11 protein-coding genes are annotated in these 16,048 nt (G+C 71.1%); 4 read left to right on the top strand and 7 right to left on the bottom strand.

Annotated elements, in window-relative coordinates:
* Positions 1-146: 146 nt before the first annotated feature.
* From ACWIF2_RS09605 to ACWIF2_RS09575, 7 genes are all read right to left on the bottom strand, one after another.
* The gene (locus ACWIF2_RS09605) at positions 147-1,085 is read right to left on the bottom strand and encodes a Dyp-type peroxidase (protein ID WP_454359571.1); all 939 of its coding nucleotides are present in this window, start codon (positions 1,083-1,085) and stop codon (positions 147-149) included.
* A gap of 126 nt (positions 1,086-1,211) precedes the next feature.
* On the bottom strand, positions 1,212-3,272 hold the full coding sequence (locus tag ACWIF2_RS09600) for a beta-galactosidase (protein WP_454359570.1): 2,061 nt from the start codon (positions 3,270-3,272) through the stop codon (positions 1,212-1,214).
* 29 nt (positions 3,273-3,301) lie between these two features.
* Positions 3,302-4,111 (bottom strand): carbohydrate ABC transporter permease, encoded by an 810-nt coding sequence (locus ACWIF2_RS09595; RefSeq protein ID WP_454359569.1) that lies wholly within the window; start codon positions 4,109-4,111, stop codon positions 3,302-3,304.
* The gene (locus tag ACWIF2_RS09590) at positions 4,108-5,049 is read right to left on the bottom strand and encodes a carbohydrate ABC transporter permease (protein ID WP_454359568.1); all 942 of its coding nucleotides are present in this window, start codon (positions 5,047-5,049) and stop codon (positions 4,108-4,110) included. Before ACWIF2_RS09590 ends, ACWIF2_RS09595 begins: the two co-directional genes overlap by 4 nt.
* Before the next feature lie 78 nt (positions 5,050-5,127).
* Entirely contained in the window at positions 5,128-6,477 is a 1,350-nt protein-coding gene (locus ACWIF2_RS09585; protein WP_454359567.1) for an ABC transporter substrate-binding protein, read from the bottom strand.
* Positions 6,478-6,500: 23 nt separating this feature from the next.
* Complete coding sequence (locus ACWIF2_RS09580) at positions 6,501-7,562, bottom strand: LacI family DNA-binding transcriptional regulator (RefSeq protein WP_454359566.1); 1,062 nt, start codon at positions 7,560-7,562, stop codon at positions 6,501-6,503.
* A 235-nt stretch (positions 7,563-7,797) separates the two neighbouring features.
* Positions 7,798-8,562: a sugar isomerase domain-containing protein gene (locus tag ACWIF2_RS09575; protein WP_454359565.1), complete on the bottom strand. Its 765-nt coding sequence runs from the start codon at positions 8,560-8,562 to the stop codon at positions 7,798-7,800.
* 121 nt (positions 8,563-8,683) lie between these two features.
* On the opposite strand from ACWIF2_RS09575, the gene ACWIF2_RS09570 reads away from it, so the two are divergent.
* From ACWIF2_RS09570 to ACWIF2_RS09555, 4 genes are all read left to right on the top strand, one after another.
* Positions 8,684-9,568 carry a MurR/RpiR family transcriptional regulator gene (locus ACWIF2_RS09570; RefSeq protein ID WP_399021490.1) on the top strand — a complete coding sequence of 295 codons (885 nt, stop codon included), beginning with the start codon at positions 8,684-8,686 and terminating at the stop codon, positions 9,566-9,568.
* Between the two features lie 141 nt (positions 9,569-9,709).
* A complete protein-coding gene (locus ACWIF2_RS09565; protein WP_454359564.1) occupies positions 9,710-13,918 on the top strand; it encodes a glycoside hydrolase family 38 N-terminal domain-containing protein in 4,209 nt (1,402 codons plus the stop codon).
* A gap of 245 nt (positions 13,919-14,163) precedes the next feature.
* Entirely contained in the window at positions 14,164-14,559 is a 396-nt protein-coding gene (locus ACWIF2_RS09560; RefSeq protein WP_454359563.1) for a hypothetical protein, read from the top strand.
* A gap of 114 nt (positions 14,560-14,673) precedes the next feature.
* Complete coding sequence (locus ACWIF2_RS09555; RefSeq protein ID WP_454359562.1) at positions 14,674-16,047, top strand: extracellular solute-binding protein; 1,374 nt, start codon at positions 14,674-14,676, stop codon at positions 16,045-16,047.
* Position 16,048: the final 1 nt, after the last annotated feature.

Genomic DNA, 16,048 nt, shown 5'->3' with positions numbered 1-16,048 from the left:
CGACAGGAACTTGAGCGGCGCATCTGAGGACGACAACACTCTCACCAGTATGTGCACGCCCCCTCACCGCCGTCCTGCTCAGCGGCCCCGAATGCGCCGGGCGCGCGAGCACCCCGCTGTCCGGCGGTCCGGCCGGGCGGCCGCTGTCACCCCTCCGGCAGGTCCTCCAGGAATCCCGCCGGCGGCACGAAGAACAGGCTTCCGGTGACGGCCCGTGAGTAGTCCAGCAGCGGGTCGGGCCCCGAGCCCGGCTCGCCGAGGAACATCTTGCGCAGCATCGTCTCGGGTATCGCGGGCGTGCGCGCGTAGGCGACGAAGTACGTGCCGAACTCCCCGTGCCCCGGCCTGCCGAACGGCATCGCGGAGCGCAGGACCTTCTGCTCGGAGCCGTCCGGGCCGAGGACGGTGTTGACGTCCTTGTGGGAGCCGGGCGCGTCGAGTTCGAGGTTGGTGAGCTTGGTGCGTCCTATCACCTTCTCCTGGGCCTCCACGGCGAGGGCGTCCCACGCGTCCACGTCGTGCAGGTACTTCTGCACCATCGCGTAGCTGCCGCCGCGGAAGGCGGGATCCTCCTCGCCGACCAGTGCCGCGTCGGCCGCGGGCCGGCCGACGGGGTTCTCGGTGCCGTCGACGAAGCCGAGGAGGTTGCGTGAGTCGAAGTAGGCGAAGGCCTGCGTCTCGTCCCTCACGGTGACCGCGTCGCGCAGCCGCCGTACCAGCTCGGCGGCGAGGGCGAAGCACAGGTCGGTGCGGGCGGCCTTGATGTGGAAGAACAGGTCGCCCGGGGTGGCCGGGGCGTGGTGCCGGGGCCCGGCCAGTTCGCGGAACGGGTGCAGTTCGGCGGGCCGCGGGCCGTCGAACAGCCGTCCCCAGACCCGGGATCCGACCCCGGCGACACAGCCGAGACCACCGTCGGGGCTGGGGAAGCCGACGGACCGCACCAGGCCCGCGAGGGAGCCCAGCGCCTCCCGGACGGCGGCCTCCCCGCCGGGTTCGATCGTGGCGACCAGGAACACCGCGACCGACGCCGGCGGGTTCAGCAACGGCTGTGGCAGCGTCTCTCCCGGGGGCAGCGGTGACGTCATGGCTTCCCATCCCTTCGCCGGCCGACAGGGCCCGCCCGCTCCCCCTCCGGGGCGGCGCGGCCCACGCCCCTGACACGATGCCCAGCGAACAGGCGGCCGGAACTCCCAGGCCGGAAAGGACGGTTGCTACGGCGTCTCGTCCTGAAGCACCTTCACGTCCCACGGCCCGAGCGGCACCGCGTCGGTGTACACGGTCTCCGACAGCACGTCCCGCACGGCCGCGGGCACCGGCACGGACACCTCGTCCCACGACCAGTTGTGCAGGAAGCGCACGCGGCGGCCGTCCCGGGCGGTCGCCGAGCCCGCCGTGACGCTCGGGTGGGCGGGGCGCCAGGCACCATCCGGGGCGTACCGGTCGAACAGGGCCCGGGCGAGGACGGGGTCGGGCACGGTGCCGACGTAGGTGACGCGGCCGGTGCCGTGGCGGTGCGTGGTGATCGCGGGCCAGCGGCCGAAGTGCGGATGCGTGTATGCCGCCAGCGTCTCGGCGCCCTGCGGTCGCAGTCCGTCCGCCCAGTGCAGGGCGTGCGCGTCGGCCGGGAGGGGGAGGGCTTCCGTTCCGGTGACGGGCAGCGGGTCGCGCAGGTTGCTGAACTCGTCGTACGTCACCCCGGCCGCCTCGGCCAGCCGGCCCGGCTGGAGGTCGGTGCGGGCCCTGGCCTCGGTGTCGCCGTAGCCGGTGCGCGGGCCGAGGACGAGATGGCCGCCGGCCTCGGCGTAGGCGCGGAGCCGGTCGAGGACCGAGTCGTCGGCGGCATAGTAGGCGGGGACGACAAGCAGGGGCGGCAGGTCGGCGTCCGGGAGCTGCCCGGGATGCAGGACACGTGCCTGGAGTCCCGCGTCGAAGGCGCCGCGGTAGAAGGCGTCGAAAATGGTCTCGTACGACCGCCCGTCCGGGTTTCCGTCGGCATCGGCGAGCGGCGGCTGGCCCTTGAGCGCCCACTTGCTGGGACTGTCGTACAGGAAGGCGACGTCGGCGTCCGGGGTGAGGGCCGACACGAGCTCACCGGCCTTCTCCAACTCCGCTCCCAGTGCCGCCAGTTCACGGTAGACGCGGCCTGGCCTGCCGTTGTGCGGAAGGATGCCGCCCCAGTAGGTCTCGGTGCCGAAGTGCAGGGTGTGCCAGTGCCAGTACTCGATCATCGAGGCGCCGCGGGAGATCAGCGCCCAGGCGGCCTGGCGCCACTGGCCGTCGTAGGCGGGGCGGTTGTCCCACGGCCCGCTGATGGCCTGCGCGTTGGTCTCGGTGACCAGGTAGGGCTCCTGGCGGGAGGAGTACATGCGGTCGGCGCTGCGGTACAGCGCCCAGGTGCCGTTGGTCGTCCAGTGCTGCCCGTCCCCGTTCACATCGGGCAGGGCCAGCGCGTCCTGCATCGTGTAGTACGGGTTGCCGGCGGTGACGTCGAGGCGCTCGGTGAGCCGGTCGTCCTCGACGCCCTGGCGGTCGTAGGAGATGCAGGTGGTGACGAACTGGCCGGGGCGGGCGTACTCGCGGACGATCTCGGCCTGCCAGGCGATGAACTCGGTGGTGAGCCGGGCCTGGAAGCGCCGCCAGGCCAGGTCGTACTGCGGCTGGGCGTTGCCGTCCGGCATCCACAGATCGGCCCAGGTGGACAGCCGGTGCGACCAGTAGACCAGGCCCCATTCGCGGTTGAGGGTCTCCACGTCGCCGTAGCGCTCGCGCAGTTCGTCGGTGAAGCGCTGGAAGACGCCGTGGTTGTGGAAGAGGTGCAGTCCCGGTTCGTTGTCCACCTGGAAGCCGATGACCGCCGGGTGGCCGGCGTACCGGCCGACGACCTTGCGGATGATCCGCTCGGCGTGGAAGCGGAACGCGGGGTGGGTGAAGTCGACCTCCTGCCGGGCCCCCCAGCCGAGGCGCTCACCGGTGCGGGACTCGCCCGCGATCTCCGGGTACTGCCGGGCCAGCCACGGCGGAACCGCGTACGTCGGCGTCCCGAGGATGACCGAGATGCCCCGCTCGTGCGCGCCGTCCAGGACCGGCTGGAGCCAGTCGAGGTCGAAGCGGCCGTTCTCGGGCTCCCAGGTGGACCACACCGACTCGCCGACGCGGATCACCGTGAAGCGGGCCTCGGCCATCAGGTCGAGGTCGTCCTTGAGGCGCTCGTACGGCTGGTACTCGTGGTAGTACGCGGCACCGAACAGGACGCGTCGGGGCAGCTCGAACATGCTTCTCCTTCGGATGAGTTGGAAGACGGTCAGCCCTTTACGGCACCGGTGGACAGGCCTTCGAGGAGCTGCTTGCGCAGCAGCACGAAGAGGGCGACGGCGGGCAGGACGGCGAGGACGGCTCCGGCGAGCACGAGGTCGTACTGCCGTTGCTCCGACACGAACAGGGTCTGCAGGCCCAGCGGCAGGGTGTACTGGGAGCTGTCGGAGACCAGCACCAGCGGCCACAGGAAGCTGTTGTAGCTCTGCAGGAACTGCCAGACGGCCAGGGCGCCCAGCGAGGGCGGCAGCACGATGGTCCGGAAGATGCCGAACTCGCCCGCCCCGTCGATGCGGGCGGCCTCCAGCACCGAGTCCGGAACGGACTGCACGATGTACTGCTGCATCATGAAGATCCCGAACGCGGGCGCCACCCACGGCACGATCAGCGCGAACCACGGGCTGCCGAGCCCGGTCTTCACGAGGATCACGAACAGCGGCACGAGGACGACGGCGAACGGGATCGACAGCGAACTGAACATGACGTTGAACAGCAGCCGCTTCCCGGCGAAGCGGAACTTGGCGAAGCCGTAGCCGGCCAGCGCGCAGACGAAGACGGACACGGTGGTGGCGACGACGGCGACCACCGTGCTCATCAGGAACCAGCGGCCGAAGGGCTGCTCGGTGAGCAAGGTGCGGTAGTTGTCCAGGGTGAACGGGTCGGGGACCAGCTTCGGCGGATAGCCGAAGATCTCGCCGCGCGGCTTGAACGAGCCGCTCAGCGCCCACAGCAGCGGGGCGAGGAAGCCCAGGAACAGCAGGACGAGGAAGGCGTAGAGGGGCAGTCGGGCGCGTGTCATGAGGTGGCCCTCCCGATGCCGAGGAGACGGTTGAAGAGCCGGCTGAGGCCGAAGACGAGGACGAAGAGGACGACGGCGGCGGCCGCCGCGTAGCCGAACTGCTGGCGCTGGAAGGCGGCCCGGTAGATGAACATGGTCACCGAGAGGGTCGACTCGGCCGGTCCGCCGCCGGTCAGCAGATACGGCTCCTCGAAGATCTGGGCCGCGCCGATGAAGGAGGTGACGACGACGAACGCCGTCACCGGCTTCAGCGCCGGCAGGGTGACGGTGGCGAAGGTGCGCAGCCGCCCCGCCCCGTCGATCGCGGCCGCCTCGTACAGCTCACGGGGCACGTTCTGGAGCCCGGCGAGGAAGAAGACGGTGAGGTAGCCGGTCCAGCGCCACAGCATGACCAGGGCGATGCTCACCTTGGCCATGCCGGGATCACCGAGCCAGTCGACACCGCCGGTGCCGAACAGCGCCCGCAGCACCGCGTTGGCGAGCCCGAACTGCCGGTCGAAGATCAGACCGAAGACCAGGGCGACGAGGATCGGGGAGACGACGATCGGCACGAAGTAGGCGGTCCGCCACAGGTCACGTGCCCTTAGCCCCTTGGCGTTGAGCGCCTGGGCGATCAGCAGCGCGAGCGGCACGACGACACAGACCGCGACCAGCACGAAGGCGGCGGTGTTCCCGAGGGCCCGGTGGAAGCTGATGTCGGTGGCGAGCAGCCGGTAGTTGCGCAGCCCCACCCAGCGCGGGGTCCCGAGCCCCACCCACTCGGTGAGACTCAGCCACATGGAGACCCCGACCGGGACCAGCATGAAAAGGACGTAGAGGAGATAGAAGGGCGAGATGAAGAGGTAGGGCGCCCAGGATCGCTTTGGGCGGCGCCCCGTGTTCGTCTCACCGACGCGCTCACGGGCGGATCGACTCGGCCCGGCCAGGGCGGTGGTCATGATGAGGGACCTCCTGAACAGCGCCCCGAAAGGGGCGCGGGGAACTGCGCGACAAGCCACAACGGCGCCGCAGACGAACTACCGCCCGGCCTGGTCACGAAAATCCGCAGCGGTCTGCTTCAGGGCCTGCCGTGGGGTCAGGCTGCCGCGATAGGCGCGCAACAGGTTGCCCGCCAGAACGTCGTAGAGAATCGACTGGTCCGGACTCTGATGGAACGCCGGCACATCCCGCAACAGCGAGCGATAGAGCCCGAACAGCCGCTGCCCACCGCAGAATTCGTCCCGGTACGCCCCCAGCCGCGGATCCTCGTACACGGACCGCCGCGTCGGCAGATACCCGGTCTCGGTGAACCGCCGCACCTGGCCCTCGTGGGTCAGCCACGTCTTGAAGAGGAACTCCGTCGCGGCCCGGGTGTTGGCCTTGTCCTTGACGACACCGAACCCGGTACCGCCGAGCGCGGCGGTCACTCCGCCACCCCCCGCGAATCGTGGCAGCGCCCGCACCCGCCACTTGCCCTTCTGCTCGGGCACATTGGGCAGCAGGCCGTAGTTCTTGTACCAGATCGCCATGGGCAGCCCGATGACCCGGCCCTGCTTCAGCGCGGTCTGCATGGCGGCCCCGTAGTAGTCGGCCACGTCGATGACGAACCCGCTGCGCAGTCCCTCGCAGAGGAACCGCAGCACCTCCTCGGCCTCCGGCGAGTCGAGCCGCAGCTTCCCGTCGGCGTCGAAGAACTCGCCCCCGCGCTGGTAGAGCAGCATCTGGAAGGACTGCACGACCTGTCCCGGGTCGCTGCCCACCGTGGAGACGACGCACATCGAGGCCTTGTGATCCCGGTACACCCGGGCGCCGGCCTCGGCGAACTCCTCCCAGGTCTGGTCGCCTTGGAGCAGCCCGTACTCGTCGAAAAGGTCCTCGCGGTGGAAGTACACGACCATCGGGGTGTCCGAGTCGAAGGCGTAGACATGGCCGTCCCTGCTGAAGGGGGCGGTGCGGGCGGGCAGCAGATCGTCCTTGAGCCCGGGCACGGCCTCGATGTCGGGCGTGAAGTCGTGCAGCAGCCGCTCGGCGATGTCGCCGCGCAGCATGCGCGGGAAGCTGCCGATCTCGAAGCCCACCATGTCGGGTGTGCCGCGTCCGGCGACGGCCTGGGCGAGCAGCTTGGTGACGATGTCCGGGGGCCCGGAGCGGGTGACCTTCAGGTGGTAGCGGAAGTCGGTGGCCCGGTCGGCCTCCGGGACGCCCTTCACGAAGAACGCCTCGTAGCCCGGGTCGTGGGTCCACAGGGAGAGGGTGACGTCGCCGGAGGTACGGGGCGTCGTATCGCCCTGTCCGCAGGCGGAGAGCGCGGCGGCCGTACCGAGGCCGAGGGCTCCGCGCAGCAGGGCGCGGCGGGTCGTAGGGGCAGGGGATGGCGGGGTGTACACACGTGACTCCTCACGTGGTGCGGCTACGAGGGGGGTTGCGCGGGGCCCAGGTCCCGTACCGGGGTGCCGGTGGAGGCCCGTACCGTCAACTCGACCGCCTGGTCGGCGGGTTCGGCCGGTGTCGGGCGGCCCTCGATCAGGGCGATCAGTACGTCGACGGCGCGGTCGGCGACGGCGGCGAAGTTCTGCCGGACGGTGGTCAGCGGCGGGGAGAGATAGGCGGCGGCGGGGATGTCGTCGTAGCCGACGACGCTCACGTCGCCGGGGACGGCGCGGCCCGCGTCGGCGAACGCGCGCAGGGCGCCGATGGCCATGTCGTCGTTGGCGGCGAACACGGCGGTCACATCGGAGAGTCCGGCGAGCTGCCGTCCGGCGGCGTACCCGGAGGCCGGGCTCCAGTCGCCGGGTGACGGCAGGGGCGGTTCGGGCGCGCCGGCGGCGGCGAGGGCCTCGCGCCAGCCGCGCATACGGTCACGGGCGGCCCACCAGTCCTGCGGGCCGGGCAGGTGCCAGACGGTGCGGTGGCCCAGGGACAGCAGATGCTCGGTGGCGATCCGGGCGGCCGCGATGCCGTCGCCGCCGACCACGGCGCAGGCGCCCTGGGCGAGTTCCACGCCCTCGCCGACGCTGACCACCGGCACATCGGCGCTGAGCCTGAGCGGCGTGCCGTCGTCGATGGGCTCGGACAGCACGATCCCGTCCACGCCCTGTTCCAGCAGCGCGTCCACGGCGACCGAGACCGTCTGCCCCTCCAGGGTGCTGGCCAGGGCGACGGAGTACCCGGCGCGCTGCATCGCCCGTTCCAGGGCGATGAGCAGGGTCGACGGGCCGTAGAGCGAACTGCCCAGCGAGACCACGCCGATCCGCCGGTAGCGGCCGAGGAGCAGGGCGCGGGCCGCGGTGTTGGGACGGTAGTCCAGTTCGCGGATGACCCTCAGGACGCGGTCGCGCACTTCGGGGCTGACATGCGGCTCGCCGTTGACGACCCGAGAGACGGTCTTCTGCGACACTCCGGCGGCCCGCGCGACCTCGGTCATGCCGGGGCCACGACGGCGACGGCCGCCTTCGGCTCCGGTCGTCGTCATGAGGGCTCCCAGGGGGGCGGCACAGGCATGGACTACGTAGTCAGTCGCGGCATCCGGATAGAAAGAGCTTGCTTGACTACGTAGTCAGGCCAGTGTGGGAGCACAGGCGGTCGGCGTCAATGCCTCGGACGTAGCCGATCCCCGACGCCCCATTGACACACGGGCCGGCGGTAGTGGGACGCGAACGGCCGGGGCCCCGATGGTGGGGGACCCCGGCCGTCTCCTGCCGTGCGGTTCAGCTCGCGGTGCGGCGGATCCGGCCCGCGTACTTCTTCTCCAGCTCCAGGTTGCCCTCGAAGCCCCCGGGCACATTGGCCGAGACATAGACCGGGGGGCGCTCGCCGGCGGCGAGGAGGCGTCCGGCCGCTTCGGCGACGGTCATCTGGACGAGCATCACGCCGGTGAGCGTGGACAGGGCGCAGACCGAACCGCCGCCGGGCAGTTCGAGCAGGGAGTCGCCGCGCGGGGCCGCGTTGTCGAGGACGACGTCCGCGATGTCGGCCAGCTTCCGCCCGCTGGGATGGGCGGCGGGGACGGCCCGGGTGTGGGAGAGGGAGGTGAGGGCCAGGACGCGGTGACCGTGCTCCTTGGCGTGCAGGGCCATCTCCACGATGACGTTGTTGACGCCGGAGTTGGAGATGACGACGAACAGGTCCTGGGGGTTCGGGGCGGCGAGGTCGTAGATCCGCCGGGCCACCCCGGGCTGCCGTTCGAGGAGCGGGTCGTCGAGGACGGACGGGTTCTCGCCACCGTAGAGGACGAGGTCGGCGATGCTCAGCCGGTTGGTGGGGACCAGTCCGCCGGCGCGGCCGGCGAGTTCGAGGACGAGGGCCTGCGAGTGGCCCGTGCCGAAGGCGTGGACGACCCCGTCCGCGCGCACACACTCGGCGACCAGGCCGGCGGCGGCGGCCACGTCGTCGCGGGCGGACTCGATGACGTGCTGGAGGACGGTGAGGCTCTCCCGCGCGAACCCCTGGGCACTCACAGACTCGACAGACACGCGACCACACTCCCCACTGATGGATTGAACCACCCTATACTTCTCCATCGATGAATCCATAAACCATATCGGGTCCTGGTATTCAAGTCATGCAGGGAAGGGTGGCTGATACCTTCTCCCCATGCCTCCCACGGACGTCACCACACTGATCCGTACCGAGCTGCCCCGGCTGGCGGGCTCTCTACGGAAGGTCGGCGAGCTGATCCTGGAGGATCCGGCCGCCGTCACCCACTGCTCGGCCGCCGAACTGGGCCGCCGCACCGGCACCTCCCAGGCCACGGTGACCCGCTTCTGCCGCGCCATCGGACTGGACTCCTACCAGCACCTGCTGATCGAACTGGCCCAGGAGCGCGGCCGGGGCGAGGTCTCCGACTGGGGGACCGCCGAGATCGGCCCGGACATCTCGCCGGACGACAGCCTGGAGCGGGTCGTACAGGTCGTCGGCAGCGCGGATCTGCGGGCGGTGCAGCAGACCATCGAGCGGATCGACCTCGACGCGGTCGAGCGCGCGGCGCAGGCCACCGCCCGGGCCCGGCGCATCGACGTCTACGGCGTCGGCGGCAGCGGGGCCGTGGCCCAGGAGACCGAGACCCGGCTGTTCCGGATCGGCTGCGCGGTGCGCGGCTGGACCGAGGTGCACGCCGCGACCACCTCCGCCGCCCTGCTCACGCCCGCCGACGTGGCGATCGGCATCTCCCACTCCGGGGCGACGCGCGAGACCATCGAGCCGTTCGAACTGGCCAAGGAGCGCGGTGCCACCACCATCGCCATCACGGCCGACACCCGCTCGCCGCTCGCCCGGGCCGCCGACGTCCGGCTCGTCTCCTCCTCATCGGAGACCAGTTTCCGCACCGGCAGCATCGGCGCCCGGCACAGCGCGCTGGTGCTCATCGACTGCCTGTACGTCCGGGTCGCCCAGCTCTCCTACCAGCGCGCGAGCGCCTCGCTGGCGCTGACCGACCACATCGCCGGGCAGCACGCGGTGAAGTCCCGGCGGGCCAGGTGAGCATGGCCAGCGGGTGTGCGCGGCGCCGGCGAGCATGACCAAGGGTGCATGGATGAACCACCAAGTTGACGTGAAGATGGTTGTTTGAATCATTCCTGCCATGCAGGATGGGGCTCCCCCCAGAGCACTCGTAGGAGCCCCATGCGCGTCACCTCTGTCGAGTCCACCGAGCTCTTCACCGGGACCACCGAACAACCGCGCCAAGTGGTGGCCGTCGAGCTGAGCCACGCCCCGGGCCGTACCGTCCGGCTCAGCGTCGAGGGCCTGGGCCTCAGCGGCGGCACGGAGACCACCGTCGGCGAGGACGGCACCGTACGCGCCGAGATACCCGTGACCGGCGAGGACCTGGTCCCCGGTGACCGCCGCGAGATCACCGTCACCGCCACGGACGGGACCGAAGTCACCACCCGCACCGGCGCGTTCACGGCGGCCGAACCCGGCTGGACCATGTTCATGGTCAGCCACTTCCACTACGACCCCGTCTGGTGGAACACCCAGGGCGCCTACACCGAGACCTGGGACGTCGCCGACGACCCGGCGACGAGCGGACTGCCCGCCCGCACCTTCGACTCGCGCGGCCAGTCCGGCATGAGCCTGGTCAGGGCACACTGCGACCTCGCCCGTCGCGATCCGGCGTACACCTTCGTGCTCGCCGAGGTCGACTATCTCAAGCCCTACTGGGACTCCTTCCCTGAGGAGCGGGCCTTCCTGCGGCAGCTGATCCGCACCGGCCGCGTCGAGATCATGGGCGGCACCTACAACGAGCCCAACACCAACCTCACCGGCGCCGAGCCGACCGTGCGCAACGCCCTGTACGGCGACGGCTTCCAGCGCGGGATCATCGGGGCCTCGCCCGAGACGGCCTGGCAGCTGGACGCCTTCGGGCACGACCCGCAGTTCCCCGGGCTGATGGCGGACGCGGGGGTCAGCTCCAGTTCGTGGGCGCGCGGGCCGTTCCACCAGTGGGGGCCGACGCTGTCGGTGTTCGGCGAGGAGCCGAGGGACCCGGGCCGGATGCAGTTCCCGGCCGAGTTCGACTGGATCGCCCCGTCGGGGCGCGGCCTGCTGACCGCCTACATGGTCAACCACTACGGCGCCGGCTGGGCGATCGACAACGCGCCCACCCTGCCGGCGGCGAACGCCGCCGCGTACCAGCTCTTCCAGCGGCTCAAGCAGGTCGCGCTCACCCGCAACGTGCTGCTCCCGGTGGGCGGGGACTACGCGCCGCCGTGCCGCTGGGTCATGGACATCCACCGCGACTGGAACGCCCGGTACGTGTGGCCGCGCTTCATCAGCGCGATCCCCCGGGGCTTCTTCGCCGCCGTCCGCGCGGAACTGGAGGCGGAGGGCCGCAAGGCCTCCCCGCAGACCCGCGACATGAACCCGGTCTACACGGGCAAGGACGTCTCCTACATCGACACCAAGCAGGCCCAGCGCCACGGCGAGTCTCTCCTCGCCGACGCCGAGGCCTGGGCGACGCTCGCCTCGCTCGTCACCGGGCACCCTTATCCGGACGCGGCCCTGGACAAGGCCTGGCGGCAGCTCGTCTACGGCGCCCACCACGACGCCATCACCGGCTCGGAGTCGGACCAGGTGTACATCGACCTGATGACCGGCTGGCGGGAACTGCACGACCTGGCGGGGAGCGTGCACGCCGACGCCACCCAGGCCCTGGCCGACCGGGTCGCCCCCGGCGACGGCCCCGACCTGGTCGTGTTCAACTCCGCGACCTGGGCGCGGCGGGACGTGCTGACGGTCGACGACCCGGGCCTCGTCCCCCGGGGCCTCCCCGCGGTCCGCGAGGACGGCCGTCTCCATGTCGTCGTCCCGGAGGTACCCGGCATGGGCCTCAGGGCGCTCCCGCTCGCCGAGGGGACGGCTCCCGGCTGGGAACCCGCCGAAGGCCTCACCATCCGCAACGAGTTCTACGAGGTGACCGTCGACCCGGCACGCGGCGGTGGCGTCAGCGGTCTGCGCGCACGGGCCGAGGGTGGCCGGGAACTGCTGCGGCCCGGGGACATAGGCAACGAGATCGTCGTCCAGGAGGAGTACCCGAGGCACCCGCGCTTCGGTGAGGGCCCCTGGCACCTCACCCCGACCGGCACGACCGCCGCCCGCAGCCGGGACGTGACCGCCGAGGTGCGCGCCGAGCACTCACCCGCCGGTTCCCGGCTCACCGTCACCGCCGACCTCGGCCTCTTCCGCTACACCCAGCGCCTGACGCTCTGGCAGGGCGTCGACCGGCTCGACGTCAGCACGACCCTCGACGGCTACGACGGCGCCGACCGGCTGATCCGGGTGCGCTGGCCGTCGGACGTACGGGGCGGGCTGCCGGTGCACGAGGTGGCGGACGCGGTGATCGGGCGCGGGTTCGGGTTCGTGGAGGTGGACAGCGAGCGGTTCCCGTGGACGCTCGACAACCCGGCGAACACCTGGTTCGGCCTCGGCTCCACCGCACGGGTCGCGGTGCACGACGAGTCCGGCACCCTCCTCGGGCACCGCTCGATCGGCGTCGCCGAACTCGTCTACGCCGACTGGGACGTGGCCGGAGACCTCGGGGCCCCGCTCGCGGCGGCCCTGGTCCGGGCCGGGGTCACGGCGACCTCGACCATCGCGGGCGGGCCCCGCTACGGCGACCTGGAGGTCGACTCCAACCTCCCCGACATCCGGATCGCCGTCGGCGGCCCCGACCGCAACACCGTGGTCGCCGAGGCGCTCGGCTGGGGCACGGCGGCCGGGCGGGAACTGAGGCGCCAGCTCGCCGACCGGGGCGTGGCCGCCGTCTGGGTCGCGCCGCGCGCCTCGCTGCGCGAGGAGTGGATCCCCGGGGCCGACCTGCGCGACCTGGAGCGCCTGCCGCTGCTCGTGGTGGCGGGCGCCCGCACGGAGGACGACGCCAAGGCGGTCGACGCGCTCGTCGCCGACCTGGACGACTTCACGGTGACGGCCACCGCCGCCGGTGGCGGGGAGGCCCTGTCGCCCGGTGACGCCTGGGACGGGCGCGGCTTCGCCGTCCTCAACCGTGGCACGCCCGGCTGCGTGGTGACCTCCTCCGGCGACCTGTACATGTCCCTGATGCGCTCCTGCACCGGCTGGCCGTCCGGGATCTGGGTGGACCCACCCCGCCGGACCGCCCCCGACGGCTCGGGCTTCCAGCTCCAGCGCTGGTCGCACACCTTCGAGTACGCCGTCGTCGCGGGCCCGGGCGACTGGCGCGAACTGCGCCTGCCCCAGGCCGGGCACGCCTACAACCGGCCGTTGACGGCACGGCTCCGTCGCTCCTCGGGCGCCCTCCCGAGGGAGGGCACCTTGCTGGGCCTGGAGTCCGACGGCGAGGTACTGCTCGACGCGCTCAAACCGGCCGGCTCCCCGCTGGCCCGGGGCAGCGCGGCGTCCGTGGCCCCGGGGCAGGGCGTCGTCGTCCGTGTGCACGAGGTCGACGGACGCCCGGTGCGGGCCCGGCTGACCGGACCGGTCCCCTGGTCGGCGGGCGCCCGCGCCGACGTCCTGGAGACACCCGGGGAGCCCCTCACCCTGGACGCGGACGGCGTTCTCGAGGCCGACCTGACCGGCTTCGAGGTCGCCACGATCCTGGCCACCCCGGCCCACGCGCCGGACCTCGCCTCCGGGCCGGGCATCGACGCCCACGAGCCCGCCCAGCCGATCGCCACCCGCTACTGGCTGCACAACTCCGGCCCCGCCCCACGCGGCAACATGCCCGTCGCGGTCTACCTCTCCCCCACCACCCTCACCGCCGACGGCCCGGTCACCGCGACCGTCCGGGTCTCCTCGGAACTCACCGACGCCCCGGTGTCGGGCACGGTGACCTTCGAGACCCCACCCGGCTGGACCACCGAGCCCGCCGAACTCCCCTACACCCTCGCCCCCGGCGGCTTCACCCTCACGGACATCACGGTGACCCCACCCCCGGACCCCGCCCCCGGCCGCCACTGGCTCGCCGCCCGGCTGTCGTACGGCGGCCAGACGTACGAGGACGTGGCGGCCCTGGACGTCCCGGACGGCCACACGGGCCCGACTCTGGTGGCGCGTCTGGGAGTCGAGCGGGTGACCGTCCGCCGAGGAGAACGGGCCAGGGTCCCCGTGACCCTGCGGAACCCCACCCAGGGCCCCGTCAACGGCACGATCTGGGCCGTCTCCTCCTGGGGCACGTGGCCGGGGGTCACCCCGGGCTGCCAGGGCTTCACGGTGCCCGGCGGAGAACAGGCCGAGTCCGTGATCGAGGTGGACGGCACGGCGATCCCACCGGGTTCGTACTGGCTGCTTGCGAAGACGGCCTGGCACGGCTGCGTGGCGTACACGAAGGCGGTGGAACTGGTGGTGACGCCATGAGGGAGGACTACGCAGCGACCGTCCACGACGTATCGGTCCCGAAGCAGCGCGTGGAAGCGTTCCTGAGCACCAGTGTCCCCAGGGGCGCGGGGAACTGCGCGACAAGCCACGACGGCGCCGCACCCGCAAGACGACACCGCCAACAACGGCGCTGGGCAACGCAGGTCGTCCTCATCCACGAACTCGCACGCCACGCCTGTGCAGAACGCGGCCTCGCACCCCCAGCGGACATCTCCCCGGCCGCGATGCTGACCATTTCCGAAACGGACATCGCCGACCTCGGCAGCATCGTCGCCGCAGCCCTGGCTCACTCCCCCACCGCCCGAGCCCTCCTGGCCGACCTGGAACGCGAGCAGGACATCCCGGAAACGGCCGTGCAGGACTACTACACCCGCAACCGAGACCGCTTCCTCACCCCCGAGGCCCTGAGACGCGGCGTCGACCCCTACGACGAACCAGCGCCCACGGACATCCATCCCTACAGCCGCGTAAGCCACCGCATCGAACGCGAACTACGCCAAGCCGCAGCCCACCGCGCCTTCTTCACCTGGCTCGACGAGGCCCGCGCGGACGTCGAGTACGCCGAGGGCTACGAACACCCCGGCGATCCCACGCACCAGGATCACGAACACCACCACTGAGCAAAACCATTGACCTCCGATGAATTCTGGTCCACATTTTCATCAATCGAAGTCCGACTTGGTGATTTGATCCAGCGACTCGATCCAGCGACGACTGGTCCCAGGAGGGCAGCAATGCGCGCAAGAAGACTCACCGGATCCCTGACCTGTCTGGTCGTCCTGACCCTGACGGCCGCCGGCTGCGGCCTGTCCGGCGGTGGTTCGGACGGCGGTGACGCCACCGCCGGCGGCTGCAAGGTCGACAAGGGCAACGTAGGTTCCGGCAAGCTCTCCGGCGAGGTCAAGGGAAAGATCACGTTCCAGACCACCAACCTGAAGAAGGACTTCGGGAAGTACTTCAACGGCGTCATCGACGCCTTCGAGAAGGCCCACCCCGGCACCGACGTCAACTGGATCGACGACCCGGGCGACGCCACCTTCACCCAGCGCCTGGTCGCCGACGCACAGGGCTGCACACTGCCGGACGTGGTGAACATCAACGTCAACACGGCGGTGGCACTGACGAAGAACGGCTACCTGCTGAACCTGGACGACAAGGCGCCGGACGCGGGCAAGCCGTTCGCCCCCGCGCTGTGGAAGTCCAGCATGTACGCCGGAGCGGACGGCAAGAAGGTGCACAGCGTGCTGCCCTGGTACTCGGGCGGCATCGTGCAGACCTTCAACACCGACCTGATGAAGAAGGCGGGCCTGGACCCGGCCAAACCTCCGACGACCGTGCTCGGCCTGTTCGACGACGCGGAGAAGGTGGCCAAGGCCTCCGGCGGCAAGTACTACGCGTTCCTCGCCAACCCGCAGCTGCGCATCCCGGCCGACTGGCAGCAGATGGGCATCGAGGTCCTCTCGGCCGACGGCAAGAAGTTCACCTTCGCCGACGACCCGAAGACCGCACAGTGGGTCGAGGCCATGACCAAGCTCTACAAGGCCGGCGGCATGCCCCGGGACTCCCTGTCCTCCACGCAGGACCCGGCCAACGTCTACGGCCAGGGCAAGCTCGTCTACGGCCCCACCAACCCCAACTTCCTGCGGTTCATCCAGCAGAACAACCCGAGCGTCTACAAGAAGACCGGCGTCGCCCCCTTCATGCTCGACGCCCTCGGCCACACCGTCGGCGCCCCGCAGTACGTCGGAGTCGCGACCACCAGCAAGAACGCCTCGACCGCGCTGGCCTTCGCGCGGTTCCTGACGAACGCCGAGAACCAGCTCGGCTGGGCCAAGGACCCGAACGTCGTCATCTTCCCCTCCACCACGGCCTCCCTGAACGACCCGTTCTTCCAGTCGGTCAAGGGCGACGACCCCTTCGCCGAGGCCCGCAAGATCGTCGCCAGTGACCGCAAGACCGCCACGGCCGACGAGATCGCCCTGACGCCCGGTGAGCTGAACGCCATCACGGCCCAGATCCAGCTGGCCATGCAGGGCAAGAAGAGCGCCGAGGACGCTCTGAAGGAGGCACAGTCCAAGGCGAACCAGCTGATCGAGCAGGGCAGCTGAG

This window comes from Streptomyces sp. NPDC055506 (genome assembly GCF_053643595.1).
Note: the sequence above shows the minus strand (reverse complement) of the source record. Positions and strands in the feature narration are given on the sequence as shown.